General features: G+C 72.7%; 24 protein-coding genes and 2 pseudogenes. 15 read left to right on the plus strand and 11 right to left on the minus strand.

The genetic code is table 11. The features are described from left to right. Window position 1: 1 nt before the first annotated feature. From OG990_RS19355 to OG990_RS19375, 5 genes are all read left to right on the plus strand, one after another. Window positions 2–850, plus strand: a complete 849-nt coding sequence (locus OG990_RS19355; RefSeq protein WP_355607399.1) for a hypothetical protein — start codon at window positions 2–4, stop codon at window positions 848–850. After that, window positions 840–2,666 carry a class I SAM-dependent methyltransferase gene (locus OG990_RS19360; RefSeq protein ID WP_406076572.1) on the plus strand — a complete coding sequence of 609 codons (1,827 nt, stop codon included), beginning with the start codon at window positions 840–842 and terminating at the stop codon, window positions 2,664–2,666. The genes OG990_RS19355 and OG990_RS19360 overlap by 11 nt, the downstream gene beginning before the upstream one ends. 35 nt (window positions 2,667–2,701) lie before the next feature. Continuing rightward, entirely contained in the window at window positions 2,702–3,466 is a 765-nt protein-coding gene (locus tag OG990_RS19365; protein WP_406076573.1) for a cytidylyltransferase domain-containing protein, read from the plus strand. Next, window positions 3,463–4,521 carry a PseG/SpsG family protein gene (locus OG990_RS19370; RefSeq protein WP_406081822.1) on the plus strand — a complete coding sequence of 353 codons (1,059 nt, stop codon included), beginning with the start codon at window positions 3,463–3,465 and terminating at the stop codon, window positions 4,519–4,521. Before OG990_RS19365 ends, OG990_RS19370 begins: the two co-directional genes overlap by 4 nt. A gap of 91 nt (window positions 4,522–4,612) precedes the next feature. Beyond that, window positions 4,613–5,248 (plus strand): alpha-ketoglutarate-dependent dioxygenase AlkB, encoded by a 636-nt coding sequence (locus OG990_RS19375; RefSeq protein ID WP_406076575.1) that lies wholly within the window; start codon window positions 4,613–4,615, stop codon window positions 5,246–5,248. Between the two features lie 70 nt (window positions 5,249–5,318). Here the strand turns inward: OG990_RS19375 and OG990_RS19380 are convergent, their stop codons facing one another. The 5 genes and pseudogenes from OG990_RS19380 to OG990_RS19400 form a co-directional block, all read right to left on the minus strand. Next, window positions 5,319–5,837 (minus strand): TrmH family RNA methyltransferase, encoded by a 519-nt coding sequence (locus OG990_RS19380; protein WP_328425602.1) that lies wholly within the window; start codon window positions 5,835–5,837, stop codon window positions 5,319–5,321. A 212-nt stretch (window positions 5,838–6,049) separates the two neighbouring features. Beyond that, a complete protein-coding gene (locus tag OG990_RS19385) occupies window positions 6,050–8,632 on the minus strand; it encodes a DNA topoisomerase (ATP-hydrolyzing) (protein ID WP_406081823.1) in 2,583 nt (860 codons plus the stop codon). Window positions 8,633–8,779: 147 nt separating this feature from the next. Continuing rightward, a pseudogene (locus tag OG990_RS19390) lies at window positions 8,780–9,595 on the minus strand (LAGLIDADG family homing endonuclease); the annotation flags it as partial. Continuing rightward, a pseudogene (locus tag OG990_RS19395) lies at window positions 9,581–9,838 on the minus strand (DNA gyrase subunit A); the annotation flags it as partial. The pseudogenes OG990_RS19395 and OG990_RS19390, both read right to left, overlap by 15 nt. A gap of 32 nt (window positions 9,839–9,870) precedes the next feature. After that, window positions 9,871–11,928 carry a DNA topoisomerase IV subunit B gene (locus OG990_RS19400; RefSeq protein WP_328425600.1) on the minus strand — a complete coding sequence of 686 codons (2,058 nt, stop codon included), beginning with the start codon at window positions 11,926–11,928 and terminating at the stop codon, window positions 9,871–9,873. A gap of 278 nt (window positions 11,929–12,206) precedes the next feature. Between OG990_RS19400 and OG990_RS19405 the strand changes: the two genes are divergently transcribed. Then, the gene (locus OG990_RS19405) at window positions 12,207–12,872 is read left to right on the plus strand and encodes a class I SAM-dependent methyltransferase (protein ID WP_406076577.1); all 666 of its coding nucleotides are present in this window, start codon (window positions 12,207–12,209) and stop codon (window positions 12,870–12,872) included. Between the two features lie 47 nt (window positions 12,873–12,919). Next, window positions 12,920–13,615 (plus strand): hypothetical protein, encoded by a 696-nt coding sequence (locus tag OG990_RS19410; RefSeq protein ID WP_328425596.1) that lies wholly within the window; start codon window positions 12,920–12,922, stop codon window positions 13,613–13,615. 1 nt (window position 13,616) lies between these two features. On the opposite strand, the gene OG990_RS19415 is transcribed toward OG990_RS19410, so the two are convergent. Continuing rightward, window positions 13,617–14,345, minus strand: a complete 729-nt coding sequence (locus OG990_RS19415; protein WP_406076578.1) for a uridine kinase — start codon at window positions 14,343–14,345, stop codon at window positions 13,617–13,619. A gap of 99 nt (window positions 14,346–14,444) precedes the next feature. On the opposite strand from OG990_RS19415, the gene OG990_RS19420 reads away from it, so the two are divergent. Further along, window positions 14,445–15,701: a hypothetical protein gene (locus OG990_RS19420; protein ID WP_328425592.1), complete on the plus strand. Its 1,257-nt coding sequence runs from the start codon at window positions 14,445–14,447 to the stop codon at window positions 15,699–15,701. 124 nt (window positions 15,702–15,825) lie between these two features. Beyond that, the gene (locus tag OG990_RS19425) at window positions 15,826–16,689 is read left to right on the plus strand and encodes an alpha/beta fold hydrolase (protein ID WP_406076579.1); all 864 of its coding nucleotides are present in this window, start codon (window positions 15,826–15,828) and stop codon (window positions 16,687–16,689) included. Window positions 16,690–16,731: 42 nt separating this feature from the next. Here OG990_RS19425 and OG990_RS19430 read toward each other — a convergent pair whose 3' ends face one another. Beyond that, window positions 16,732–16,902, minus strand: a complete 171-nt coding sequence (locus OG990_RS19430) for a hypothetical protein (RefSeq protein ID WP_328425588.1) — start codon at window positions 16,900–16,902, stop codon at window positions 16,732–16,734. A 207-nt stretch (window positions 16,903–17,109) separates the two neighbouring features. On the opposite strand from OG990_RS19430, the gene OG990_RS19435 reads away from it, so the two are divergent. Next, window positions 17,110–17,748, plus strand: a complete 639-nt coding sequence (locus tag OG990_RS19435) for a hypothetical protein (protein ID WP_355607426.1) — start codon at window positions 17,110–17,112, stop codon at window positions 17,746–17,748. Between the two features lie 175 nt (window positions 17,749–17,923). Then, window positions 17,924–18,292 carry a hypothetical protein gene (locus OG990_RS19440; RefSeq protein ID WP_406076582.1) on the plus strand — a complete coding sequence of 123 codons (369 nt, stop codon included), beginning with the start codon at window positions 17,924–17,926 and terminating at the stop codon, window positions 18,290–18,292. A 90-nt stretch (window positions 18,293–18,382) separates the two neighbouring features. Here OG990_RS19440 and OG990_RS19445 read toward each other — a convergent pair whose 3' ends face one another. After that, window positions 18,383–19,318 carry a DUF72 domain-containing protein gene (locus tag OG990_RS19445; protein ID WP_406076583.1) on the minus strand — a complete coding sequence of 312 codons (936 nt, stop codon included), beginning with the start codon at window positions 19,316–19,318 and terminating at the stop codon, window positions 18,383–18,385. Window positions 19,319–19,449: 131 nt separating this feature from the next. On the opposite strand from OG990_RS19445, the gene OG990_RS19450 reads away from it, so the two are divergent. The 3 genes from OG990_RS19450 (at window position 19,450) to OG990_RS19460 (ending at window position 21,791) form a co-directional block, all read left to right on the plus strand. Then, on the plus strand, window positions 19,450–19,953 hold the full coding sequence (locus tag OG990_RS19450; protein WP_406076585.1) for a DinB family protein: 504 nt from the start codon (window positions 19,450–19,452) through the stop codon (window positions 19,951–19,953). A 115-nt stretch (window positions 19,954–20,068) separates the two neighbouring features. Beyond that, the gene (locus tag OG990_RS19455; RefSeq protein ID WP_406076587.1) at window positions 20,069–20,890 is read left to right on the plus strand and encodes a hypothetical protein; all 822 of its coding nucleotides are present in this window, start codon (window positions 20,069–20,071) and stop codon (window positions 20,888–20,890) included. Window positions 20,891–21,068: 178 nt separating this feature from the next. Beyond that, complete coding sequence (locus OG990_RS19460; RefSeq protein WP_406076588.1) at window positions 21,069–21,791, plus strand: Pr6Pr family membrane protein; 723 nt, start codon at window positions 21,069–21,071, stop codon at window positions 21,789–21,791. Window positions 21,792–21,842: 51 nt separating this feature from the next. Here OG990_RS19460 and OG990_RS19465 read toward each other — a convergent pair whose 3' ends face one another. Then, entirely contained in the window at window positions 21,843–23,906 is a 2,064-nt protein-coding gene (locus OG990_RS19465) for a glycogen debranching N-terminal domain-containing protein (RefSeq protein WP_406076590.1), read from the minus strand. After that, on the minus strand, window positions 23,903–24,292 hold the full coding sequence (locus tag OG990_RS19470; RefSeq protein WP_328425572.1) for an SCP2 sterol-binding domain-containing protein: 390 nt from the start codon (window positions 24,290–24,292) through the stop codon (window positions 23,903–23,905). The genes OG990_RS19465 and OG990_RS19470 overlap by 4 nt, the downstream gene beginning before the upstream one ends. Before the next feature lie 161 nt (window positions 24,293–24,453). Between OG990_RS19470 and OG990_RS19475 the strand changes: the two genes are divergently transcribed. Further along, a complete protein-coding gene (locus OG990_RS19475; RefSeq protein WP_406076592.1) occupies window positions 24,454–25,500 on the plus strand; it encodes an NAD(P)-dependent alcohol dehydrogenase in 1,047 nt (348 codons plus the stop codon). A 9-nt stretch (window positions 25,501–25,509) separates the two neighbouring features. Here the strand turns inward: OG990_RS19475 and OG990_RS19480 are convergent, their stop codons facing one another. Then, window positions 25,510–26,019 (minus strand): DinB family protein, encoded by a 510-nt coding sequence (locus OG990_RS19480; protein WP_406076595.1) that lies wholly within the window; start codon window positions 26,017–26,019, stop codon window positions 25,510–25,512. Window positions 26,020–26,042 lie beyond the last annotated feature (23 nt).

Raw genomic sequence — 26,042 nt, forward strand, 5'->3', positions numbered from 1 at the left:
GATGCACCACGCCAACCACTTCTACGGCCACGCTCACGTGCTGGCCCGGTACGCCGGCCTCGGCGACCGGCACCCACCCCGGATCAACGGGTACGTGCAGCACGGCTGGAACATCGGCGACGGCCTGGCCCCCGGCCATCCGTACGCCGAGCGCACCCCGAGCCTGCTCTGGTCGGAGCAGACCCGCCGCCGGGCCTGGTCGGTGGGGCGGCGCAACGTGGTCGTGATCGGCGCTCCGTTCGTGTACCTGCTGGCCATGCGGCCCGAGGAGCCGCCCGCCGAGGAGCGGGAGGGCACCATCTGGTACCCCTTCCACGGCTGGGAGGGCCAGCACGTCAAGGGTGACCACCGGGCGCTGATCGCCCGCATCCAGGACACCGAACCCGGCCCCGTCACGGTCTGCCTCTACTGGCACGAGTACCGGATGCGCCACGTCCGCCGCCTCTACGAACGCGCCGGGTTCCGGGTGATCTGCCACGGCTACCGGGGGCACTGGTGGAAGGACACCAACCCGGAGTTCCTCGACAATCAGCTGACCGAGCTGCGCCGGCACCGTCGGGTAGCGTCAAACCGGCTGACCAGCGCCATCTTCTACGGCATCGCGGCCGGCTGCGAACCAGCGGTCTACGGCGACCCGATGATCCTGTCCAATGAGGACCCGACCTTCGGCGGGACCGCCCGCATCCGGCGGCAGTGGCCGGAGTTGCACGGCGCCGCGGTCGACCTGCCCACCGCGGTCGAGATCGCCCGCGCCGAGCTGGGCACGGATCACCGCTGCACGCCGGCCGAGCTGCGCGAGCTGCTCGGTTGGGCGACGCTCCAGGAGGAAGAGGAAGACCGTGACGACTGAGACGGCACCCGCCGGCCGGATCACCCTGCCGGGCGGCGAGATGCTGGCCTGGTCCGACCTGCCGAAGGAGCGGTTGGCCGACGGAGGGCCGCTGGCCGCGCTGGCCGCCCGGATCGTGCCGGCCGGTGCCCGGGTCCTGCTGGCCGGGCCGCACGACCCGGCGCTGCTCGATCGGCTCGCCCACGCCGAGGTGACCTGCCTGCTGCGCAGCCACCCGGACGCGGTGGCGCTGGCCCAGCGGGCCGCCCGCGTGGTGGTGGGTGGCCCGGCCGGGCTGACCGACGACGAGACGTACGACGTGGTGATCGCCGCCGCCGGGCTCGACCCGGTGGAGTCGGTGGAGGGCACCCGGTTCGGCTGGGACGGGGTGCTGGCGCGCCTGGTCGCCGCGGTACGGCCGGGTGGCGCGCTGTTGCTGCGACTGGACAACCCGCTCGGGCTGCACCGGCTGGTCGCCACCTCTCCCTGGTACGCCGACCGGAACGACTCCGCCTGGGTGGTCGGCGGGGTCCTGGACCGGGCGCACCCCGCCAACCGGGAGCAGCTGCGCGAGCGGCTCACCGGGGCCGGACTGCGGCCGACCGCGTGCTGGGCCGCGTACCCCACCGCCGGCGCCGCCACGGCGCTGCTCGACGCCGACCAGCTCGACCGGGACGCCGGGTCGGGGCTGTTCGACGCCGTGCTGCACGGCGCCTGCGCGGGGGGGTTCACCACCGCGCCGGTGCTCCAGGACCCGGCCCGGCTGGCCGTGGACGCGCTGCACGCCGGGCGCGCCGCCGACCTCGCGCCGGGCTGGCTGATGCTGGCCCGGCGCCCCGTCCGGCCCGACGACCCGGCCACGCCGACCGCTGACGGGGACCTGCCGGCGGTGCTGGCGCAGACCGGGCAGCCCGGGATCGGCGTGCTGGAGGTGTTCGACGGCCCGTCGGGCTGGCGGTGGGGGTTCACCGCGCCGGCCAGTGCGAGCGTGCCGGCCGCCGCGCCGTTCGCCAGCCGCGAGGCCGCGTACCGGGACCCCGGCGCGCTGACCGGGCCGGTGCCGTCCGGACGGCTGCTCCGTACCCTGCTGCTCGACGCGGCCCTGCGCCGCGACCTGGCAATGCTGCGCACGCTGCTGCACGGGTACGCGGGCTGGCTCGCCGGTCAGGCCGACGACGACGGCCGGATCGCCGGAGCGAGCGCGCTGGCCAGCACCGACAACGTGGTGGTCGCCGGAGAGCGCTACGCGGTACTCGACCCGAGCTGGCGGGCCACCAAAGCCCTGCCCCGCGACGTGGTGCTGGCCCGTGGGCTGTGGCGCTTCGCGACGGGCCTGCTCACCGGCGGGTACGCCCACCCCTGGTCGTCCACCCTCGACGTGGCGGGACTGACCGTGGTGCTCGGCGGGCTCGCCGGCCACGACCTGACCCGGGAGACCGTGGCGCAGGCGGTGGACGCCGAGGTGGCGATCACCGCGGCACTGCACGGGCTGGACACCGGCAACCGGGGCAGCCTCGCCGCCAAGCTGCACGCCATCGAGTCGACCGACCCGCCGGTCGGTACACGCAGCTACCAACAGTTGCGGGAGGCGTGGCTGCGCCAACGCGAGGAGATCAGCCGACTCGCCGCACTGGCCAAGTGGACCGACGAGATGCTCACCTCGCGGGAACGGGCGCTGCGCCGGGCCGAGGCGACGATCGGTCTGCTCAGCGGTTCGCTCAGCTACCGGGTCGGCCGGCTCGCCATCACCCCGGCCCGGCTGGCCAAGCGGGGTGCCCGTGCCGCCAAACGCCGGGCCCGCTCGGCGCTCGCCCCGAAAGAGGAGGAGCAGCAGTGACCGGCCACGACAGCGCGTCGGGTACGACGCACAGGGTGGGCCCGACGGAGGGCGCGGGCGCGAACGGGGGGCCACGGATCGTCGGGATCCTGCAGGCCCGGATGGGGTCGTCCCGACTGCCCGGCAAGGTGCTCCGCCCGCTCGCCGGGCGTTCCGTACTGGGCCGGGTGGTGCGCGCCGCCCGGGACAGCGGCGTCCTGGCCGACCTGGTGGTCGCCACCAGCACCGACCCGGTCGACGACGCGGTGGTGGCCGAGTCCGCGCGACTGGGCGTGCCCTGTCACCGCGGGCCGGTCGACGACGTACTGGACCGCTTCGTGGGCGCGCTGGCGGCGCACCCGGGCGATGCGGTCATGCGGTTCACCGCCGACTGCCCGCTGCTCGACCCGGAGATCATCACGCTGGTCGCCTCGGTGTACCGCGCGGTGCCCGGGCTGGACTACGCGAGCACGTCGATCGCCCGCACCCTGCCCCGCGGGCTGGACGTCGAGATCATCCGGGCGGAGACGCTGCGTACCCTGGACCGGCTCGCCACCGGTCACCACCGGGTGCACGTGACCTCGTACGCGTACACCCATCCGGAGCTGTTCCGGGTCCTCGGGGTGACGCTCACCCCGGACCGCTCGGCGCTGCGGTTGACCCTCGACACCGAGCAGGACTGGGCGTTGGTGAACGCGGTGATCGACCATTTCGGCGACGTCAGCGTGCCGCTGGCCAAGCTCGCCGACTGGCTCGACGGGCAGCCCCGGCTGCGCGCGCTCAACGCCGACGTACGGCAGAAGCGGCTGGAGGAGTCCTGAGCACGCTACGGGTCGGACTGCGCTGCGACGCCGGGCCGCGACGCGGCGTCGGCCACCTCGTCCGCTGCCTGGCGCTCGCCGAGGAGTTCCTGGCCCGGGGCGCCCACGTCGCGGTGTTCGGCGCGGTCGAGCGGCTCGACTGGGCCACCGCGGAACTGGCCGCGCGGGGCATCCCCCTGCACCCGGGCCCTGACTCGCCGGCCGAGCTGGTCGAGGCGGCCCGCCGGCACGAGCTGGACGTGCTGGTTCTCGACTCCTACGAGCTGGACCCGGCCGGAGCGGGCGCGCTACGCGCCGCCGGCGTGTTCACCCTCGCCGTGATCGACGGGGACAGCCGGGGCCAGGACGCGGACCTCTACCTCGATCAGAACTTCGGGGCGCAGGCCCCCGCGCTGCCCGGACGGCTGCTCGCCGGCAGCGGGTACGCGCTGCTGCGCGACTCGGTGGCGACCGCCCGACCGCCGGCACCACGGCCCGCCACGGAGGTCAGCCGGCCCCGGGTGCTGGCCTTCTTCGGCGGCACGGACGCGGTCGGCGCGGCCCCGGTGCTGACCCGGGTGCTGGTGGCCACCGGCCATCCGATGGACCTCACGGTCGTCGTCGGCCGACCCGAGATCGAGGCGGAGCTGGAGGAGATCATCCCCGGACGCGGGCAGATCATCCGACCGGTCCCACCCACCGGCTCACTGCCGACGCTGATCACCGACGCCGACCTGGTGGTCAGCGCCGCCGGCACGTCCACCTGGGAACTCTGCTGCCTCGGCGCACCCGCCGCGCTGGTCTGCGTGGTCGACAACCAGCGCGAGTCGTACGCCCGGGTGGTGCGGCACGGCCTGGCCGCCGGTCTCGGCGAGCTGCCCGAGCTGACCGGCACCGGCGTCGCCGGACGGGCCGCCCGCGCGACGGCGGCGCGCACCCTGCACGGGTTGCTCAGCTCGCCGCACCGACGCACGACGCTCGCCGCTCGGGCCTGGTCCACGGTCGACGGGCGGGGCCGGGCTCGGGTCGTGGACGCGGTGTTCGACGCCGTCAGCCCAGCCGCCGTCACTGGCTGACCGCGGCCCGGCCTCACCGCTTGATCTCGGCCCTTCCAGGCCGCGACGACCAATTGGCACGGGTGTACGAAAGGGCTGCTAGGGTGGCCCCATGACGCAGGCCGCCTACCAGCCGTCGATGCTCGACCTGACCGACGCCGGGCCGACCCTGGGTCCGCTGCCCGGCCAGATCCGCCGGCACCACCTCAGCCGGGGCGCCTGGGTCGACCACCTCCCCGGCTGGGTGCAGGGCTCCGACGCGGTCCTCGACACCCTGCTCACCGAAGTCCCCTGGCGGGCCGAGCGGCGCACCATGTACGACAGCGAGGTCGACGTGCCCCGCCTGCTCTGCTGGTACGACGGCGACCGGCAACTGCCGCATCCGGTGCTCACCACGGCACGGGCGGAGCTGACCCGGCACTACGCCCCCGAGCTGGGCGAGCCGTTCGTCACCGCCGGTATGTGCCTCTACCGCTCAGGGCGGGACAGCGTGGCCTGGCACGGCGACACCATCGGCCGGTCGGCGCACACCGACACCATCGTCGCGATCGTCTCCTTCGGCGCGCCCCGGCCGCTGCTGCTGCGCCCTCGCGGCGGCGGCGACAGCCTGCGCTTTCCGGTGGGCCACGGCGACCTAATCGTGATGGGCGGCTCCTGCCAACGCACCTGGGAACACGCCATCCCGAAGACCACCCGCCCGGTCGGCCCCCGGGTCAGCGTCCAGTTCCGCCCCATCAACGTGGCCTGACCTCATCCCCTTACCCGCCACGTCGGGGCAGCAAGTGCACGATCGACGCGGTCAGAGGACGGGCTGAGGGCTAGAGGAGGCCGGCGAGTTTGTAGAGGACCAGCGAGCCGGCGACGGCGACGTTCAGGCTGTGGCCGTGCCCAACCATGGGAATCTCCACGGCCGCGTCCAGGTGGTCGAGCGCCTCGGGCGGGATGCCGGTCGCCTCGTGCCCGAGCAGCACCACGGTGCGGCCCCGAGCGGCGGGCAGATCACCGAGCCGGACGGCCTCGTCGGCCAACTCCACCCCGAGGATCCGGGCACCGGCGGCCCGTTCGGCAGCCAGCCAGCGCAGCGGACTGCCGACCCGGTGGACGCAGCCCGGCCGGCGCAGCGTGTTGCCCCGGGCCACGGCCTCGTCCACCCAACGGAACGGCGGCACGGCGAGGCAGGCACCGACCGCGTCGCAGGTGCGCAGCAGGGTACCCAGGTTCGCGCCGTGCAGCGGCCAGAGCGGGGCGGCGATCAGGTGACCCCAGCAGCGGTGCGGCCGGGGCCGGCGAGCGGCGCGCAGCTCGCGCGGCGGCCGGACCCGGATGGCGGCGCTCACGCCGCGCCGGCGACTCCGCCGGACAGAAGAAAGATCATGTGAAGGGTGCTTAGCGGCGCACCCGAACCCTCACCGACAACAAGGCACTCACCATACCGCGCCCCACCCCAGCCCGAGCCCGGTCGATCATGAGGTTACTGCCGGCAACGTCGGCGCGTCGCCGCAATAACCTCATGATCAACGAGGCGGGTTGGGGCGGGGCGGGTTGGGGGTTAGTCGCGTTCGATGAGGTGGCCTACCACCGTTGGGCCGAGCATGACGGCGAAGCCGGAGCCGTCGCGGCGCGGGTCCGCCGCGGGCAACTCGACCGGGTCGCCGGTGCCGGTGGCGCCGACCGGGCGCGGCCCCACCCAGGCGACCGCCACGTCCGTCTCACCCTTGAGGAAGCGGTGCGCACGCACCCCGCCGGTCGCCCGGCCCTTCGCCGGGTACGCCTTGAACGGCGTCACCTTGACCGTCGCCCCGGTAGAGGTGACCACCATCGGCTCACCGTGCCCCGGGTCGTCGGTGCGCACCGCGCCGAAGAAGGCCACCTGCACCCCGGCGGGCAGGTTGATGCCAGCCATGCCGCCACCCTTGAGGCCCTGCGGGCGGACCAGCCCGGCGGCGAAGCGCAGCAGCGACGCCTCCGAGGTGATGAAGGTCAGCGTCTCGGCGCCGTCAGCCAGCCAGGTCGCCCCGACCACCTCGTCGCCGTCGCGCAGGCCAATCACCTCGAACTCGTCGGAGCGCACCGGCCACTCCGGCGCGCAGATCTTCACCATGCCCTGCCGCGTGCCCAGCGCCAGCCCCGGCGAACCCTCCGCCGACCCGCCGAGCGGGGCCAGGCCGACCACCGTCTCCCCCGGCTCCAACGGCACCAACTCGGCGGCGGACATGCCGCCGCGCAGCGACACCGTGCCGGCCTGCTCGGGCAGCACCGGCAGCGGCAGTACGTCGACCTTGAAGGCCCGACCGGCACTGGTCACCAGCAACACCCGACCACGGGCCGTGGAGTGCGCGATCGCGCGTACCGTGTCGTGCTTGACCCGGCCGTTGCGCCGGCGCCCCTCGGCGCTCTCCTCCGACTCGGCCGCGGTGCGGGCGACCAGCCCCGTCGCGGAGAGGATCACCTGGCACGGGTCGTCGGCGACCTCCAGCGGACCAGCCGGCGCGGACGCGGCCAGCACCTCCTTGAGGTCGCCGTCGACCAGCGTGGTGCGCCGTTCGCTGCCGAACTGCTTGACCACGGCCGCCAGCTCGTCGGAAACCAGCTTCTTGAGCACCTTGTCGTCGTCGAGGATCGTGGACAGCTCGGCGATCTCGGTGCGCAGCCGCTCCTGCTCGGCCTCCAGCTCGATCCGGTCGTACTTGGTCAAGCGGCGCAGTGGAGTGTCCAGGATGTAGGTGGCCTGGATGTCGGAGAGGCCGAACTGGCTCATCAGCCCGTCCTTGGCGGCCTGTGCGTCGTCGCTGCCCCGGATCAGCCGGACCACCCGGTCGATGTCCAGCAGTGCGATCAGCAGGCCGTCGACCAGGTGCAGCCGCTCCTGGCGCTTGCGGCGGCGGTACGAGCTGCGCCGGGTGACCACCTCGTACCGGTGGGCCAGGAAGACCTCCAGCAGCGCCTTCAGCCCGAGGGTGCGCGGCTGCCCGTCGACCAGCACCAGGTTGTTGACGCCGAAGGACTGCTCCAGCGGGGTCAACCGGTAGAGGTCGGCGAGCAGGGCCTGCGGGTTGACCCCGACCTTGCACTCGACGACCAGCCGGGTGCCGCTCTCGCGGTCGGTGAGGTCCTTGACGTCGGCAATACCGGTCAGCCGCTTGGTCTTGGTGACCTCGTTGGTGATCGCCGCGATGACCTTCTCCGCGCCGACGCCGTACGGCAGCTCGACCACCGTGATCGCCTGGCGGCCCCGGCTGCCCTCGATCGGGCCGATCTCGACCTTGCCGCGCATCCGCACCACGCCGCGCCCGGTCTCGTACGCCCGGCGCACCTCGTCGAGGCCGAGCAGCACTCCACCGGTGGGCAGGTCCGGGCCCGGGACGAACTCCATGAGCCGGTCCAGCGTGGCGTCCGGGTGGTTGATCAACCAACGGGCGGCGGAGACCACCTCGGCGAGGTTGTGCGGGATCATGTTGGTCGCCATCCCGACCGCGATCCCGGACGCACCGTTGACCAGCAGGTTGGGGAAGGCCGCAGGCAGCACGGTCGGCTGGGTCAGCGACCCGTCGTAGTTGGGCTCGACGTCGACGGTGTCCTCGCCCAGCTCACCGACGAGCAGCATCGCCTCGCGGGACATCCGCGCCTCGGTGTAGCGGGCGGCGGCCGGACCGTCGTCCGGGGAACCGAAGTTGCCGTGGCCGTCGATCAGCGGCACGTTGAGCGAGAAGTCCTGCGCGAGGCGGACCATCGCGTCGTAGATCGCCGTGTCGCCGTGCGGGTGGTACTTACCCATGCAGTTGTGAACGACAAAGCCCTCGGCGACGAAGGCGTGCTCGTCGCTGCCGACCTGAATGTCGTACGTGACACCAGGTGACACCGGCTCCACCGACGTGACCCGCAGGAAAGAACCACCGACCAACGCGTCCAGCCGAGGAGCGAGTGGTGAGCCGAGGCGGTGAAGCTTGCGGATCCAACCGTCTCGTACCGCGCGCTCCAGTTGGAACGACCGGTCTGCGAGGGGGACACCATTGCGGTCCTTGCCGTAACGCACCTTCGGCCCGTCGCCCGCCGAGAGCGAGTCGCGGAACGCCCGTCCATCCGCATCTCGGAACCAACCGCCGCCCTGATGCGCCGCCGTGAATTCCGCCATGACCGGGCCGCACGGCAACCGGTCGTTGCCCTGCTTGCCGCTGTACTGGTAGTCAGTCTCGGCGACCCGTTGCAAGCCGTCGTGTTTGTAACCGATCCGCACCCAGGGCAGCAGCAGCCGGGCGAGATCCGAGGCGTCTCGGCCCGTGACCGATAGACCGAGAAGCGGACGATTCCCGGAGCGACGACCGCTGGTCCAGTGGTGCCCGTGCAGCCCCAGGTCGGCAAGCATGGCGTAGATCTGCCGCACCAGCACCTCGCTGGTGCTGACGAAGACAATCTCCCTGAAGCGTTTACGGATGTAGCCGTCTCCGTCGAAGAAGCCGGCGAGGAACGGCGCCCACGCCGACCGGTCCCCAATGATGTCGCCGGGCACGTGCTTGTCGCGGCTGAGCGGCTGTGCGGCCTCCAGCAGCCCCTCGTGCCGGCTGAAGTTCAAGATGTGCTGGTCGCGATGGAGGGGGTTCCGGGCCTCACGCTTGCCCCGGGAGACGTTCAATCCACTGGCGATGGCCCAGCCGTGGGCGACATCCAGCGGCTCGACGTCACACATGTGGATCCGGACCCGACCGTCCGCTTCGCGAGACCGGTGCGCAGGGAAGCCCTCGGCCACCAACAGCCCGCGCACATAGTCGTAGACGTCGCCAGCGGGCGTCGACACCGCACTGCGGCGACTCCCGTACGCCAATGTCAGTTGCCCCGGGAGATCCCGAGCCTCCACCCAGCGGACCGAGAGATCATCGGCGACCACGCGGAACCGCTGGCCCGGGGTGACGAGCATCGTGTGCCCATTGCCCCAGGTGACGCGCACGAGGTCCGACGTCGGGTTCCGATACACGGCAGTCACCGGCACCGGGGCGCCGTCGCCGTCCAGGACGCGGTCACCAATCTCAATTTCCTCAATGGCGCGCAGACCATCGGGTGTCGAGACGAGAGTGCCGGCGACGAAGCAGTCCCCGACGATGCGCGCGGACTTCACGTGGCCGCGGTCGGGCCGGTAGCCCTGCTCGTACATCGACCAGAGGATGCGCCGGTGTACGGGCTTGAGACCGTCGCGGGCGTCGGGCAGGGCCCGGGAGTGGATGACCGAGAACGCGTACTCCAGGTAGGAGTCGGAGACCTCGGTGACCAGCGGGTTGTCGAAGACCCGCGCGCCGGCCTGGTCGAACGAGGAGAGGTCGACCTTGTTTTCCTTGCGGCGTGCCATGACTCAGCTTTCCCCTTGAACGAGACCGGTGCTCATGCGTCGATTGCTTCCCGGTCGACCCGGTCGGCGGAGTCGATCAGCCAGTTGCGGCGCGGCTCGACCTTCTCGCCCATCAGCAGTTCGAGGATGCGTTCGGCGGCGTCGACGTCCTCGATGGTGATCCGGCGGACGGCGCGGGTGGCCGGGTTCATCGTGGTGTCCCACAGCTCGTCGGCGTCCATCTCACCGAGGCCCTTGAACCGTGGGATGGGGGTGACGATCTGCTTGCCGGCCTTCTCCAGCTTGCGGACCGTCGCCACCATCTCGGCCTGGGTGTAGGTGTAGACGGTCTGCGGGTTGCGCCCCTTGGTCGTGATCTTGTGCAGGGGCGGCATCGCGGCGTAGAGCCGCCCGGCCTCGATCAGCGGGCGCATGTACCGGGCGAAGAGGGTGATGAGCAGCGTGCGGATGTGCGCGCCGTCCACGTCGGCGTCGGCCATGATCATCACCCGGCCGTAGCGCAGCGCGGAGAGGTCGAACGTACGCCCCGAGCCGGCACCGAGGACCTGGACGATCGCGGCGCACTCGGCATTGTCCAGAACCTGCTGGAGGTTGGCCTTCTGCACGTTGAGGATCTTGCCCCGGATCGGCAGCAACGCCTGGTACTCCGAGGAGCGGGCCATGCGGCTCGTCCCGAGGGCGCTGTCGCCCTCGACGATGAACAGCTCACTCCGTTCCACGCCGGTGGCGCGGCAGTCGACCAGCTTCGGCGGCATCGACGCGCCCTCCAGCGCGGTCTTGCGCCGGGCGGCGTCCTTCTGCTGCTTCTGGGTGAGCCGCACCCGTGCCGCGTCGACGATCTTCTGCAGAACGGTGCGCGCCTCGGCCTTGGTGCGACGGTCCTCCAGCCACGCCTTGATGTGCGCGTCGACCTGGGTCTGGATCACCTTGGTGATGCCGGTGGTGGAGAGCTCGTCCTTGGTCTGCGAGGTGAACTGCGGCTCGGGGATCCGCACGTGCACGACCGCGGTCATCCCCTCCAGGACGTCGTCCAGGGTGGGCGGCTCCTCCTTGGCCTTGAGCAGGCCGCGGGTGTTGCGCACCGCGTCGGCGAGGGTGCGGACCAGGGCCCGCTCGAAACCCTTGCGGTGGGTGCCGCCGTGCGCGTTGCGGATGGTGTTGGTGAAGCACTCGACGGTGCGCTCGTAGCCGGTGCCCCAACGGAACGCCACCTCGACCTCGGCGCGGCGCTGCACGTTGGACTGCATGACGCCGTTGGCGTCGGCGGCATTCTCCCGGTACGTCCCTTCCCCGGTGACCAGCAGCGTGCCGGAGACCGGCCGGTCGCCGGCCGGGGCGAGGAAGTCCACCATGTCGCTGAGCCCGTTGGGGTAGTGGAACTTCTCCTCGACGGGCTCCTCGCCGGTCAGGTCGCGCAGCACGTACAGCACACCGGGGACCAGGAAGGCGGTGTTGCGCAGCTTCATCCGGACCGCGTCGACGTCGAGCGCCGCGCCGGTCTCGAAGTAGCGGGCGTCGTGCCACCAGCGGATCGAGGTGCCGGTGGACTGCCTGCGCTTCATGGCCCCGACCACCTGGAGCCCGGGGCCGGCGGTGAACGGCGCGTCCGGCCCGTCGCCGTCGAAGATCCCCGGCACGCCGTGGCGGAAGGACATCGAGTGGATCTTGCCGGCGCGGCGGACGGTCACGTCGAACCGGCGGGACAGCGCATTGACCGCGGAGGCGCCGACGCCGTGCAGGCCGCCGGAGGTCTTGTAGCCGGAACCGCCGAACTTGCCGCCCGCGTGCAGCCGGGTGAGCACCAGCTCGACGCCGGAGATGCCGGACTTGGCGTGCACGTCGGTCGGAATGCCCCGGCCGTCGTCGTCGACCTGCACCGAGCCGTCGGCGTGCAGGATCACCTCGACGTTGGCGGCGTGACCGGCGACACCCTCGTCGGTGGAGTTGTCGAGGATCTCGTTGACGAGGTGACCCACGCCACGGCTGTCGGTGGAACCGATGTACATGCCGGGCCGCTTGCGGACAGCGTCCAGCCCCTCAAGGTGAGTGAGGTCGTCGGCCCCGTACAGGGTGTCAGGCTCTGCGGTCAACTGGTCGTACTCCCCGGTCTCGGCGGTGTGCTGCCGTTCACCGGCGACATCAGCCGGCGTGGCGCGCCGCAGCGAGCCTAGCCCGAGGCTAGGACAACTCCCGGAGGACCTCTGCGACCCGCCGGGTGTCGACCCACCGGAAGTGAGCCACGGAACAGCCCTTCAGCGCCCGGACCAGCCCGGCGGCGGCGTTCACGGGGCCACGGAGGGGCCGTCCGGCCGGTACTCTGACCGGCGATCGCGGCCGGTCGGAGCGCCGGCGCGGGGCGGGGGGCGACATGGACGAGGACGAGTCGGCAGACCGGCTGGCGGCCGAGTCGCTGGCGGCGGGTGATCCGACCGGCTGGTTCGAGCGGCTCTACACCGAGGCCGAGCGCGGCGAGGCGGTCGTCCCGTGGGACCGGGACGCCCCGCACAGCCTGCTCACCGAGTGGACCGTCGAGCGGGCTCTGACCGGCACCGGCCGCCGTGCGGTCGTGGTCGGCTGCGGCTACGGCCGCGACGCCGAGCACGTCGCCGGTCTGGGCTTCGACACGGTGGCCTTCGACATCTCCCCCACCGCGGTGGCCGGCGCCCGTGGACGGCACCCCGCCTCGGCGGTCGACTACCGTCCCGCCGACCTGCTGGACCCGCCACCGGCCTGGCGACGGTCGTTCGACCTGGTGGTGGAGAGCATGACCGTGCAGGCGCTGCCGGCGCAGATCCGGGCCGGCGCGGTCGGCGCGGTGGGCGAGTTGGTCGCGCCGGGCGGCACGCTGCTGGTCATCGCCGCCGGCCGGGCCGACGACGAACCCACGCCGGCCGGGCCGCCGTGGCCGTTGACCCGTGCCGAGATCGACACGTTCGCGGGCGTCGGGCTCGCGCCGGTGCGGGTGGAAGAGATCCAGGACCAGAGCGGGGTACGCCGCTGGCGCGCCGAGTTCCGTCGCGGGCCGATCCGATGACCGCGCCGACAGAGCCGGGTACGACCGATCGTCAGGAGGCCATCGAGATGGACGGGACGATTCGCGGTGCGCTCCGGCGGGCCATCGGTACGCGGGCCCGGCGGTGGCTGCTCGCGGGCACCCTGCTGGCGGGGCTGCTCGCCGCCGTGGCGCTGACCGCGGCGGCGGCCCCGGCCGACCGGACGTTCGCCGAGCTCTCGGGCACGGTCCAGAGCCTGATGTCGGTCCTGACGCCCCTCTTCGGCATCCTGCTGGTGCGCGACCTGCGACGGGCACCCGACGCCGCCCGGGTCATCCCCACCGTGCTGGCGGTGGGGCTCCCGGCCGCCGTCATCGGCGTCGTCGGGGTGCTGATCTGCGCCGCGACGCTCGCGCTCACCCCGGCCGACATCGCCGACGAGCCGTGGCGGCATTCCGGGACGATCGCGGTGGGCAGCGTGCTGGTGCAGATCGTCGCCGGGCTGGTGGGCACCGGGCTGGGCCTGCTGCTGCGCTCACCGGTGGTCGCGTTCCTCGCCACGATCGTCCTGCCACTGGGCCTGTTCGCACTGCTGGGCGCTGTCGACGCCCTCCGTCCCGCGCAGGCGTGGCTCACCCCGTTCGGCAGCGTGCGCAACCTGCTCTCCGGGGACATGAGCGTGCTGCGGTGGGTGCAGTGGCTCTGCGTCCTGCTGATCTGGGGTGTCGGTCTGAACGCCGCCGGCGCGGCGCTGCTGAAGCGGCGCCAGCAGCCCGCCCGGTAGGTCAGGTCGAGAGCAGTCGGGGCCGGGCGAAGTCGGTGTTGTCGACGATCGCGTCCACCCGGGACAGCGGGTCCGCCTCGGCCAGGTAGACGCGCTGGGCGGCGAGGTAGCGGTCCCGGTGGAGTGCTTCGGCCGCCGCGACGCCTTCCCGGTCGCCGTCGCGGGCCACCCCGCGCCGCACCGACAGCTCGGCCGCGACCTCCACCCAGATCCGGTAGTCCCAGAGGTCGTCCAGCTCGGGGCGGAACGCGAACACACCGTCCACGATGAGCACCGCGTCCGGCGGGGACGGGGTGACGACGTCGGTGTGCGCGCGCTGGGTGAGCGGGTCGCGCAGGCAGAGCACGCAGGCCCCGGATCCGGCAGGCCCGGCCGGTTCCAGCAGCAGGGTGCGGATCGCCGACAGGTCGAAGGCGTTGCGGTAGTAGCCGGGCCCGGAGGTCCGGTCGTACTGGTGCCGCTCCGACCAGGGGCGTTTGAAGTCGTCCAGGCTGGCGCGCAGCACCGGCCGACCAGCGGCGGCGACGCGCTGGGCCAGTTCGTGGCCGAGGCTGGTCTTGCCGGCGGCGGTCAGGCCGTCGACGCCGACCCGGAGGCGGGCGGGTCCACTGGCGAGGATCCGGTTGGTCAAATCGTCGACCAGCGCGGTCCGGGTGGCCGACGCGGGCGGAGGCAGGGGCTGCTGCCAGGTGGAGACCGAATGGCGCACCGGGGCGGGCGTGTCTTTCATCGAACGATTCTGTTACGGGCCATTGACGCCCGTCGCACGGGGGTGATCTGATCGCGCCCTCAGAGAATCTTTCATCTTTCGATGGATGGATGTGAGCCAATGCTCAGGTTCCGGCGTACCGCGTTCGCCGCGGCACTCACGATCGCCATGGCCGCGCTGTCGACCGCCATCGCGCTTCCCGCTCCCGCATCCGCCGCGCTGCCCACCGCCGCGGTGGCGGTCGGCGACAGCTTCATCAGCGGCGAGGGCGCCGGGGCGTACACCCCGGTGGTCGACGTCAACGGGGTCGCCCAGGGCTTCCCCGGCTGGACGGCGCCGAACAACAACGCGTTCTTCTGCCACCGCTCCGCGAACGCCTCGCTGAACCAGGCCAACCTGCCGGGCATCCAGAATCGGTTCAACCTGGCCTGCTCCGGCGGCCAGCCACACGACATCGCCAACGCCTCGAACGCCCGGACCAACGGCCGCACGGTGGCCGCGCAGATCGCCCAGCTCCGGACCGTCGCGCAGACCCAGGACATCGACCTGGTGCTGCTCGGCCTGGGTTCGAACAACAGCTCGTTCACCTTCGGCAGCGTCGCGGAGAAGTGCGCCAACCGGTTCATCGCCGACGCGTGGACGGGCTGGTGGGAGTTCTGGGCGTACCTGGGTGGCCCGGTGGAGCAGAAGCCGTGCACCGACGCCGATCTGGCCACCGCCGCGCAGTTCAATGCCGCCACCGCCGAGACCACCGCCGCGGTGCGCCAACTGCTGACCACCCTGGACCAGGTGGACGCGGATGGACAGCACCGGGTCGTGTTCCAGGACTACACCAACCCGCTGCCGCTGGATCTCGAGCCGACGTTCCACACCCAGGACAGCCGGGACGACACCCGGGACAAGTTCCGCGACCTGGGTGCCGAGCGGTACGCGGGCGGCTGCCCGATCCACCGGGCCAGCCTCGCGCCCGGTCACCGCTTCTCGCAGGGCCTGGGCACCCTGGTGAAGTCCACCCGGGACACCCTCGCTGCCGAGTTCCCCGGTGCGGACCTGGTCTACCTCAACGTGCAGCGGGCCTTCGACGGCGCCCGGCTCTGCGAGTCGGCGGCCAGCCCGACCGGCGCGCTGGCCACCCCGATCCGGCTGCAGGACGGCGCGAGCGGCACCTTCGTCACCAGCCTCTCCGGCAAGGACAAGATCGACATTCAGCGGATCGCCAACACCTGCGTCAGTTACTTCCAGACCTGCCAGGAGTCGTGGCACCCGAACGCCACCGGGCACCAGGTGCTCGGCCAGTGCCTGGCCGGTGCGGCCGCCACCAGCGCGCGGTCGGTGGCCTGCGTTCGCGCCAGCAACGGGACGATCTCCGTATCCTGACCGGAATCGTCACCGGAGGCCCCGCCACCCGGCGGGGCCTCCGTCGTGTCCGCCACGTCGGCTCGAACCGGTCGTCCGACGCCTGCGGCTACCCGTCGGTAACCTCGGCCCGTAGGCTGGGCCTGTGAACGGGGACCCGGAGTACGCGCAGGAGTTCGTTGACATCGCCGGCGGTCGGCTCGGCGTGCAGATCTATCCGGAGCCGACCGGCCCGGCGGGTACGCCGGTGGTGGTGATCTGGCCGGCGATGGGGGTGCGGGCCCGCTACTACCGGCCGTTCGCCACCGCGCTCCGCGCCGCCGGGCTGGCCGTGGTCGTCGCCGACCTGCGCGGTACCGGGACGAGCACCCCCGCGCCGAGTCGCGCCGACCGGCACGGCTACACCGAGCTGGCCGACGACGTGGGCGCTGTCCTGGCCGCGCTCAAGCCGCAGCTGGACGGCCGCACCCGGCTGCTGCTCGGGCACTCACTCGGGGGGCAGGCCGCGCTGCTGCACCTCGCCCTGCACGGCGCCGACGCGGTGGACGGGCTGGCGCTGGTCGCGGTCGGAATCCCGTACTGGCGAAGCTATCCCGGCCGGCGTGGCCTCGGCGTGCTGCCGTACACGCAGGGGATCGCCGCCACCACGGCGCTGCTCGGGGTCTGGCCGGGGTGGGGCTTCGGCGGCCGGCAGGCACGCGGGGTGATCCGGGACTGGGCGTACACCGCGCGGACCGGCCGCTTCCCCCGTCTCGACGGTACGGACACCGAGGCGGCGGTGCGCGCGGTGCGGACCCCGGTGCTGGCCGTCAGCGTCGACGACGACCAGTACACCCCGCACGAGACCATGGATCACCTCTGCGGGAAGCTCACCGCGGCCCCGGTGACCCGGGAGCGGTACACAGTGGCGCAGGCCGGCGCGGCGCTGGACCACTTCACCTGGGTCCGGGCGGCCACCCCGCTGGCGCAGCGGATCGCCGGTTTCGCCAGCGACCTGCCGCCCCGCTGAGCCGTACCGGCCGACCGGTCGGTGGCCGCCCGACCGGCCCGCTCACTCCTCCTGGTCCAGCGGCACCAGCTTGCCGTCGCGCTCCACCCGGACCTCACCGTGGTCCTTGCGTGGGGCGACCTCGGCGATGTTCCTGTGCGGGTCGTTGTCCGGATGCATCAGCACCGCGTCGGTTTTGGCGGTCTTTTCCCGGCTCTCGTCCGGCTGCGACATCCCGTTCCCCTCTCCGTCAGCGTCCCCCGACATCTACCCGCCATCGACCGGACGACTCCTGCCGGCGGCGGTCCGGCACCGCAGCGAACCGATGTTCCCTGACGTCCCCGACGTACCGATGCGGCGCCGGTTCGGCACGCACGGGGCGGGGTTAGCGGCCCGGGCGGCGGGTAAGCCGCAGCGCCCGACACGGCGGAAGGGGATCAGATGTCCGAACGGCATACCGCACTGCGCTCGATGCACGATCTGGGCCTGGCGGCCTGGTTCGGCGGCTCCCTGATGGGAGCGCTCGGCGTCAACGGCGCAGCGGCGAAGATCAGCGACTCGACCCAGCGTCTCCCGGTCGCCTCGGCAGGATGGTCCAAGTGGACCCCGGTCAACGCGGCGGCGATCGGCGCCCACCTGGCCGGGGCGGTGGGCGAGCTGGTGACGGAGAGCCCACGGATGGCCGCCCAGTCAGGGGTCGCCCGGGCCAGCACCATCAAGACGGCGTTGACGATCGGCGCGCTCGCGGTGACCGGCTACAGCCGGTTGATCGGCATGCGGTTGGAGAAGGCGGGTGCCCCACCGGTGAACGGTGCCACCGAGCCGAACCACCAGACTCCGGCCGGCGTGGCCTCCTCGCAGCGGCAGATGAAGCTGCTCCAGTGGGCCATCCCGGCACTGACCGGGACCCTGGTGGTGATCACCGCGTACATGGGCGAGCAGCAAAAGCCCGGCCAGGTGTTCCGGGGGATGCTCGGCCGCGCCAGCGGGCTGATGAGCGCCCCGAAGGGGATGGCCAAGATGGCAAGCATGGCGACCATGAGCAACGGCAAGCGGCCGATGGCGATGGCCGGACGCTGAGCATGGGGCCGGGCGGCACCCTGCCGGCTCCTTGACGGCGGGGCGCCGGCCAGCCCCACGCAACCACCGGGCACGACCGGGGTACGGCACGCGGTCCGGCGGGACCGGCATGACCGGCCCGGGGACGGGCAATCGTCCGCCCATAGCGGCGGACCGACGAGCTGAGGTGACCACGATGGCGCACGAGGGACGCAAGGGCGGCGGCGATCGGCTGGTGCCGGAGGCGGTCGAGCCATGGGGCACCAGAGACGGCTTCGATGCCGAACCGCCGTGGGGCACGGGCGAGGACTCCCCGATGGACGAGGGCAGCGAGGAGACGGCGGTGCCCGAGGGGCGGCGCGGGGAACGCCGCGCGGGCGCCCCGGCGGGCCGAGACAACCCGGCCGGTCGGCACGGCTTCGGCTCGGTGGAACCCACCCGCACCCCCGAGGCCGGCCCGGGTGCGCCACCGGACCCGGCACCCAGCGGCCGAACCTTCCCGGACGACGCGGACATCAACGAACGCAGCCAGGACGCGCTGCGCACCCGCGGCCGGCGGTCCTAGCACAACCCGCGACGCCCGCCGCCGGTCTCCGGCCGGCGGCGGCTGGTGCTCCCAGGGCGGTGGTGCTCCGGGCGCCGTTGCCGAGCACCGTCAATTGGTGGACGCGGCCCGGGCGGGGACGTCCCGTCGGTCTTCGCGGGGCTCGGGCCAGAGCATGGTCTCGGTGAGCAGCTGTGCCAGCCGGGTCGCGTCGCGCTGGGCCTGGCCGGCGCAGCAGTTGTTGAACAGCACCTGCAGTTCGTCGGCCGACCCGGCCAACTCGGCCAGCAGCCCGGCCCAGTGCCGGAGCTCCTCCTCGGCGTACGCGTAGCGGAACTTGTCCTGCTTGTCGCCGTCGCGCCAGGCGCCGCTGTGGCCGTGGAACCGGACGATCGCCGGCTCCGCCGTGGTGGCCAGGATCGGTGGTACCGACGACGGGTGCCCCTGCGGCATGTCGACGCAGACCAGTGAGAGGTCGTGCGCACGCAGCAGGTCCATCGTGTCGGGTGCGGCCGAACCGTCGAACCAGGACCCGTGCCGCAGCTCCACGGCGACCCGCCACGGCCGGCACCGCTGCGCCAACTCGATGATCCGGCGCTCGGCGGCGGCGCCGCGTACCAGCCACGGCGGGAACTGCAGCAGCACCACACCCAGCTTGCCGGCGGCCGTGACCGGGGCCAGCGCAGCTCGGAACCGGGACCACAGCTCGTCGTACGCCCGCTCCGGCAGGTCGCGGCGACGGATCCGGCTCGGACCGGCGGCCGGCCGCAGGTCGCGGGGCAGCGCGGCGACCGGCGTCGGGTGACCGGTGAAGAGGCTGAACGCCTTGACGTCGAAGGTGAAGTCGTCCGGTGTGGCGTCGACCCAGCCCTGGGTGGTCTCCGGTGCGGGGATCGCGTAGTAGGAGGTGTCCACCTCGACCAGCGGGAAGCGGCCCGCGTAGAAACCCAGCCGGCCGGCCGGCGTGTTGGCCGAACGCGGGTACCACCCGGAGCGCAGCAGCGACTGGTCGGCCCAGGAGGACGTACCCACCTTAATCACACCCATGTCATTCAGTGGACCGCCCCGCGCGTGGATCGGCAACCGCTGGCGGCCCACGCCGCCACCGTGTCGAGCCGGAAGTATCGGTGCCGCGTCCTACGCTGGCGCCGAGCGAACTTCGACCGAAGGGCGGCACCATGACCAGCACTGAGCAGCTCACCGGAGAGCGGGCAGACCTGCTGCAGACGCTGCGCCGGCACCGGGGTTTCCTGTTGCAGACCGTGGACGGGCTGACCGACGAACAGGCGGCCACCAGCACCACCGTCAGCGAGCTGTGCCTCGGCGGCCTCATCAAGCATGTGGCCGGCACCGAGGAGCGGTGGATGCGCTTTGCCGTGGGCGGCGCTGAGGCGATGCAGCGCGAGGCGGTCGACTGGACCGGTCAGTTCCGGATGACGCCGGGCGAGACCCTCGCCGGTCTGGTCGTGCGGTTCCGGGAGGTGGCCGACCAGACCGACGAGCTGATCACCACCCTCGACCTGGACGCGGCGCATCCCCTGCCGCAGGCGCCCTGGTTCGAGCCGGGGGCGAGCTGGACGGTTCGGCGGGTGCTGCTGCACCTGATCGCCGAGACGTCCCAGCACGCCGGGCACGCCGACATCCTGCGCGAGGCGATCGACGGCGCCAAGACCATGGGCTGAGCCCGGCCGGCCACGGCGACGTTCCCCGACCGTCCAGCTTCCGCGCGGCGCCTCCGGTCCGCCCTGCGTGAACGGATGTGACAGCGCACGGGTGAGCGGCGCTGAGGGACACGAGATGAACGCAGACCGGATCGATCAGGAGACCGCCGAGCGGCTGCTCGGCGGGAGCATCGTCGGCCCATCGGGCGGCCCGCAGTCGGTCGTGCTGCTGATGACAGCGGTACGCGCCACACCCCGCCCCGCCGAGCTGGGCGGCGAAGACGTGGCCGTGCAGGCCTTCCGCCGTGCCCTGGCTGAGCCGGCCGTTGCCCAACGGCCGGCCCGCCGGTCACGCACCCTCGCCGGGTTCGGTGCCCGGGCCTCGGTGGCGGCCCTGGCGCTCGCCGCCATCGGCGGGGTGGCACTGGCCGCCGCGACAGGCGTTGCGCCCCGTCCGCCGCACCCACCCACGGCCACCCCGACGCCGCCCGCCGCGACCGCCCCGGCCACACCCGAGCAGGGCACCGCGGGCGCACCCGCCACGACCGGGGCGGTGCCGCCGACCTCGGTTCCCGGTGGGATGGTCGGCCGGTGTCGGGCGTACCAGACGGTCGCCGGAAACGACCACGGCCGGGCACTGGACAACCCGGTCTTCTCCGGGCTGATCGCCGCCGCCGGCGGCCCGGAGCAGGTGGCGGACTACTGCGTGCGGGTCCTGGCCGCCGAGGCCGTTCCGGACACGACCCATGGACGGCCCGGGACCGTGCCCAGCCGGCGTCCGACGTCGCCCGGCCCGCCCGATGGTCGGCCCGACGTCCCTAACCGCAGCGGAACGAGCCGTCCGGCGGCTCTCCCCGCCGGACGGCCCACCGCACCCGGACCGGACCGCAGCGAAGCAGCCGACCGGCGGCCCTCCCCCAGGGACCGCCAACCGACACCAGCCCGCGACCCGCACTGACGACGCCCCACAGCCCCGCCTGGCGACCGTGCCGAGTTGCCCTGCCGGGCAACCGTGCCCGGCGGCCGTGCCCGGCGGCCATGCCCGGCGGCCGTGCCCTGCGGCGCTGCGGCCCTGCGGCCCTGCGGGCGGTTCGTCCAGCGGAGCGCGGGCCGCCGTGGGCTGATAGCTTGCCCCGATGAGTCTGCGGCGCCGACGCGCGGCGGCGATCCTGCGCCTGATGGTGGTGTTCAGCGTGCTGGCCGGGGTCGTGCTCACCGCGCTCGGCCCGGCCACCGTCACGGGACTGCTGCCGTACTTCACCATCCAGAGCAACCTCGCGGTCGGCGCCCTCGCCGGGTACGCCGCTCTGCGGGCCTGGCGGGACCGGCCCGACCCACCGCCGGCGCTACGCGGCGCGGTCACCCTCTACATCACCATCACCGGCGTGGTCTACCACCTGGTGCTGGCCAACCCGGCCAGCCCGTTCGCGATGGTCCAGCCGGACCGGTCCGGCGGCGAGGCGCTCGGCAACCAACTGCTGCACACGGTGGTACCGCTGCTGGTGGTCGCCGACTGGGTGCTGTTCGACCAACGCGGCCGGCTGCGCCTTCGGTACGCGGCCTGGTGGCTGGCGTTCCCGCTGGGCTATCTGGGCTTCGCCCTGCTCCGAGGGCTGGTCGTGCACCGGTACCCGTACCCGTTCCTGGACGCAGCCGAGCTGGGCTACGCCGGAGTCGCGATCAGCGCCGTCTTCTTCGCCATCGCCTTCTGGCTACTCGGCCTGCTCTACATCGGAATAGACCACACCCTAACCACCCGAACCCCCGCTCCCTCCCCCTCTCCCTCTCCCCCTCCCTCTCCCCCTCCAACCCCGCCCGGTGATCATGAAGTTAGCGTCACCGGCAACGGCGTGTCGTGACGCTAACTTCATGATCACCGGGGGGTGGGTGGGAGGGGGAGGGGGCGGGGGTTAGCGGAGGCGGTTTCGGGGGCCTCGGGTGGTGGAATGGTCGCGGCCGTAGGCGTCCGAGTGGCCCCAGCGGCCTGGGACGTCGAGTAGCTCCACCCGGCCGAAGCCCTTTGGCAGGGCCGGGTTGACCAGAAGGTTGTCGCCGGTGGGCCGGAGCCCCAGCAGGGTACCCAGCAGCATCAGCAGCCCGCCCGACGACCATGACTGGGGACGACCGGCCGCGGGCAGTTGGACGGGGTACTTCGTCAGGCTGCGCTCGTAGCCGGCGATCAGCTCCGGTACCGCCCCGCCGAGCGTCTGCGCCATGTCGAAGATTCCGGCCGCGATCCGACCCGCCTGCGCATCGAAGTGGTAGCGCCGCAGCCCGGCGGCGATCAGGGCGTTGTCCGACGGCCACACCGCTCCCAGGTGTGAGCCCACCGGGTTGTACGGGCGCTGCCCGGCGGCGAAGGTCCGCACCCCCCAACCGCTGAACAGCCGCGGCCCGACCAGGTGCTCGGCGACGGCCTCAGCGTGGTCATCCGCGACGATCCCACTCCACAGCAGGTGCCCGATGTTGGACGTCAGCGCGTCGACCGGTTCGCCGTACGGCCCCAGCGCCAGCGCGTAGTACTCCCGGTCCGGCAGCCAGAAGTCCCGGTTGAACCGGTCCTTCAGCTCCGCGGCCTCCCGTTCCAGCCGGTCGGCGTACCCGGGGTCACCCCAGAACTCCCGGGCCAGCCGGGCGCCGCGCCGTTTCGCGTCGTACGCGTAGCCCTGCAACTCGCAGGTGGCCCGGGGAAAGGCGGGTTGCCGCCCGTGCGCGTCGGTGATCGCGTCCGGGGAGTTCTTCCAGCACTGGTTGATTACGCCGTGCCGCTCGTTGCGGCGCTGGTAGCGCACGTATCCGTCGCCGGTCAGGTCGCCGTACTCGTCGATCCAGTCCAGGGCCATCCGAGCCGGGTGCCGCAGCTCGTGGACCAGGTCGACGTCGCCGGACCAGCGCTCGTACTCGTCGAGCAGGACGACGAACAGTGGGGTGGTGTCCGCCGCGCCGTAGTACAGCGCGTCCGGCCGTTCGCCGAACGCGGCCGACTCGCCGTAACGGAGCTCGGCCAGGATCTTGCCCGGCTCCTCGTCGTGCTCGTCGTCGAGCTGGCCGCCCTGCAACAGCGCCAGCATCCGCAGCGTCGCGGGGGCCAGTTCGGGAGTGAACGCCATGGTCTGCAGGCAGGTGATGATGCTGTCCCGTCCGGACAGCCCCATCGCCCACGGCAGGCCACCGACCGGCACCCGATTGCTGTACGACAGCGGCTTGTACCGCAGCGCCGCCAGGTCGGCCAGGCTGCCCTGGTACATCGCCTCCAGGCCGTCCCGTTCCGCCGCCAACTGCGGGGCCCGGTCCAGCCAGTCGGCCAGGTCCTCGCGCATCCCCCCGCGCACGATCTGCTGGTGCGACTCCAGAGCGCTGCGCAGATCCCGGCCACCCTCACCCCGGATGGTCATGGTCACGTGCAGGTCGGTCTCCCACTTCCCCTCGGGCGCGATCCGGATCCGGAACGTCATCCCCTTCTCGTCGACCTCGGCGGGTGCGGTGCTGCTCACCGTGGTCTCTCGAACGAACCGCTCTCGCGCGTACCGCAGCACAAGCTGGTGGCGCGCGGAGTCGGCGGTGGCCCGCACGACCCGCTGCCTGCGCTCGCCGACGTCGACGATGTCGACGAAGTCGCTGCCCATCTCCATCCGCACGGTGAACTCGGCAGGATGCGCCGAGTGGTTGAGCAGGATGATCTGCTCGTGGAAGCAGTCGTGGATCGAACGGTGCCGGATGACCGACACGTCAGCGTCGACGTAGTGGCTCGCCCCGCCCGGGACCAGGAAGAACCGGGTCTCGAAGTACGTCATGTCGTCGCGGGAGAGCGCGTTGAGCCGTTCCCCGTCAACGCTGAGCACCCAGTGGGACAGGAAGCGGGTGTCGAACGAGAAGAGCCCGACCGGCTCCTTCGGGTCGACTTCCATGTCACCCTGAGCGTCGCTGAGCGCGAACGCGTTGCCGGCGATGACGTGCACCTGTTCCTGTCTCATCGCCGCTGGTCCCGTTCCGCCAGGGCAGCCTGGCCCAGCTCGCGGGGGTGCCGTGCGCCGGACGGGCCGGGAAAGATCCGCCGCAGCGCCATCAGCAGCCGCATGTTGCCCCGCACGGTCAGCTCGTTGCGCAGCAACGCCGCCGCGACGTGCCTCTCGCCGCTGGCCAGCTGGTCGAAGACCGCCCGGTCGGCGCGGACCACCAGCTCGGCCTCGTCGGCCGACCGGGTCACCGCCACGTGCTGGTCGGCGATGGTCAGGTACCAGTGACTGGTACCGCCGTCACCGCGCACGTCCAGCCGTAGCGTCCCGGCGGTGGTCTCCGGCAGATCGGGACGCCGGCCGGTGTCCAGGTGCTGCAGATACTGCGCCGCCGTCGTGCTCATCCACGTCCCCCTTCCCCGGTTCCCCGCAGGATCACCCGAGCCGGGGTGAGCCCGGCTCACCCGAACCGGGTGACAACCCGCTCGGGTCGGCCGGCGGGCGCTGTTTGCCGGCCGGTGAAAAGGGCAGGCACCGACAGGCCGACACGGACGGGAGGCAACGGATGCGGGCGTTGCGGCTGCGGGAGTGGAAGTCGGAACCGGAACTGGTCGAGGTCGCTGAGCCGACGCCCGGGCCGGGCCAGGTGGTGGTCCGGATCGGTGGAGCCGGCGCCTGCCACTCCGACCTGCACCTGATGGACGAGTTCGAGCCAGGCACCGTGCCCTGGAACCCGCCGTTCACCCTCGGCCACGAGAACGCGGGGTGGGTGCACGCCCTCGGCGACGGCGTGACCGGGCTGACGGTCGGGCAACCCGTCGCCGTCTTCGGCGCGTGGGGCTGCGGCACCTGCGCCCGCTGCCGGGTCGGCATCGACCCGTACTGCGAGAACCCGGCCGGCGCGCCGGTGCCGGGCGGGGGCGGCGGGCTCGGCCTGGACGGTGGAATGGCCGCGTACGAGTTGGTCCCGGACCCGCGGCATATCGTCCCGCTGCCGGCCGGGCTCGATCCGGTGGACGCCGCGCCGCTGACCGACGCCGGGCTCACCCCGTACCACGCCGTGCGGCGTTCCTGGCCCAAGCTGCCGCCGGGCAGCACGGCAGTCGTGATCGGGGTCGGTGGGCTGGGGCACGTCGGCGTGCAGATCCTCAAGGCCACCACGGCCGCCCGGGTGATCGCGGTGGACACCCGCGCAGACGCGCTGCGGCTGGCCGAGGAGTGCGGCGCCGACGGCACCGTGACCTCGGGCGAGACCGCCGCCGAGGAGATCCGCCAGGCTACCGGAGGTCGGGGCGCCGACGTGGTGCTGGACTTCGTCGGTGTGGACGCCACCCTGGCGCTCGGCGCGGCGGCGGCCCGCACCGTCGGCGACCTGACCATCGTGGGCATCGGCGGGGGCACCCTGCCGGTCTCGTACTTCTCCGTGCCGTACGAGGTGAGCATCGCGACCACCTACTGGGGCAGCCGCCCCGAGCTGGTCGAGGTGCTGGACCTGGCTGCCCGGGGTCTGGTCCGGCCGAAGACCACCACCTTCGCGCTGGACGACGCCCTCGACGCGTACCGCCAGATGCGCGACGGCACGCTGCAGGGCCGCGCCGTGATCGTGCCGTGAGCCGGCCGGTCAGGCGGCCCCGAGCAGGCCGCGGACGTACCCGGCCTGGCCGACGTGCTGCAGGTCGTCCTCGGCGACGCTGACCAGCCGGACGCCGAGGGTGACCGGCGGGTCCCACGCCTCGTCCACCACGCGGTCCAGGTCCGCCGGGCGCAGGCGGGCCAGGAACGGGGCGGTCCGTGCCGCGACCGCCTCGTAGTAGTCGAGCAGCGCCTGCGCGCTCTCCGGCCGCACCGCGGCGACCTGTGCGGGCGAGTGGCCGTAGCCGGTGTCGTTCGGGTCGGCGGCCAGCCCGAACCGGCTCGCCCAGTCGCCGCTCGTCCAGACCTGGTCGGCGTCGAGCAGGTCGGCGACGTGGTCGTCCTGGATCCTGGTCAGGTGCCAGACCAGCCAGCCGATCGGGTTGGCACCAGGGCCGGGCGCCCAGCGCAGTTGCTCCGGGCTGAGGCCGTCGACCGCCGCGCGAACGAGGTCGGGCAGCCGGTCGTACGTCTCGGTCAGCAGGTCTTTCACGTCCACGGGCACGCCTCCTGGTCTGTTTC

The organism is Micromonospora sp. NBC_00858 (genome assembly GCF_045207365.1).
GTDB lineage: Bacteria > Actinomycetota > Actinomycetes > Mycobacteriales > Micromonosporaceae > Micromonospora.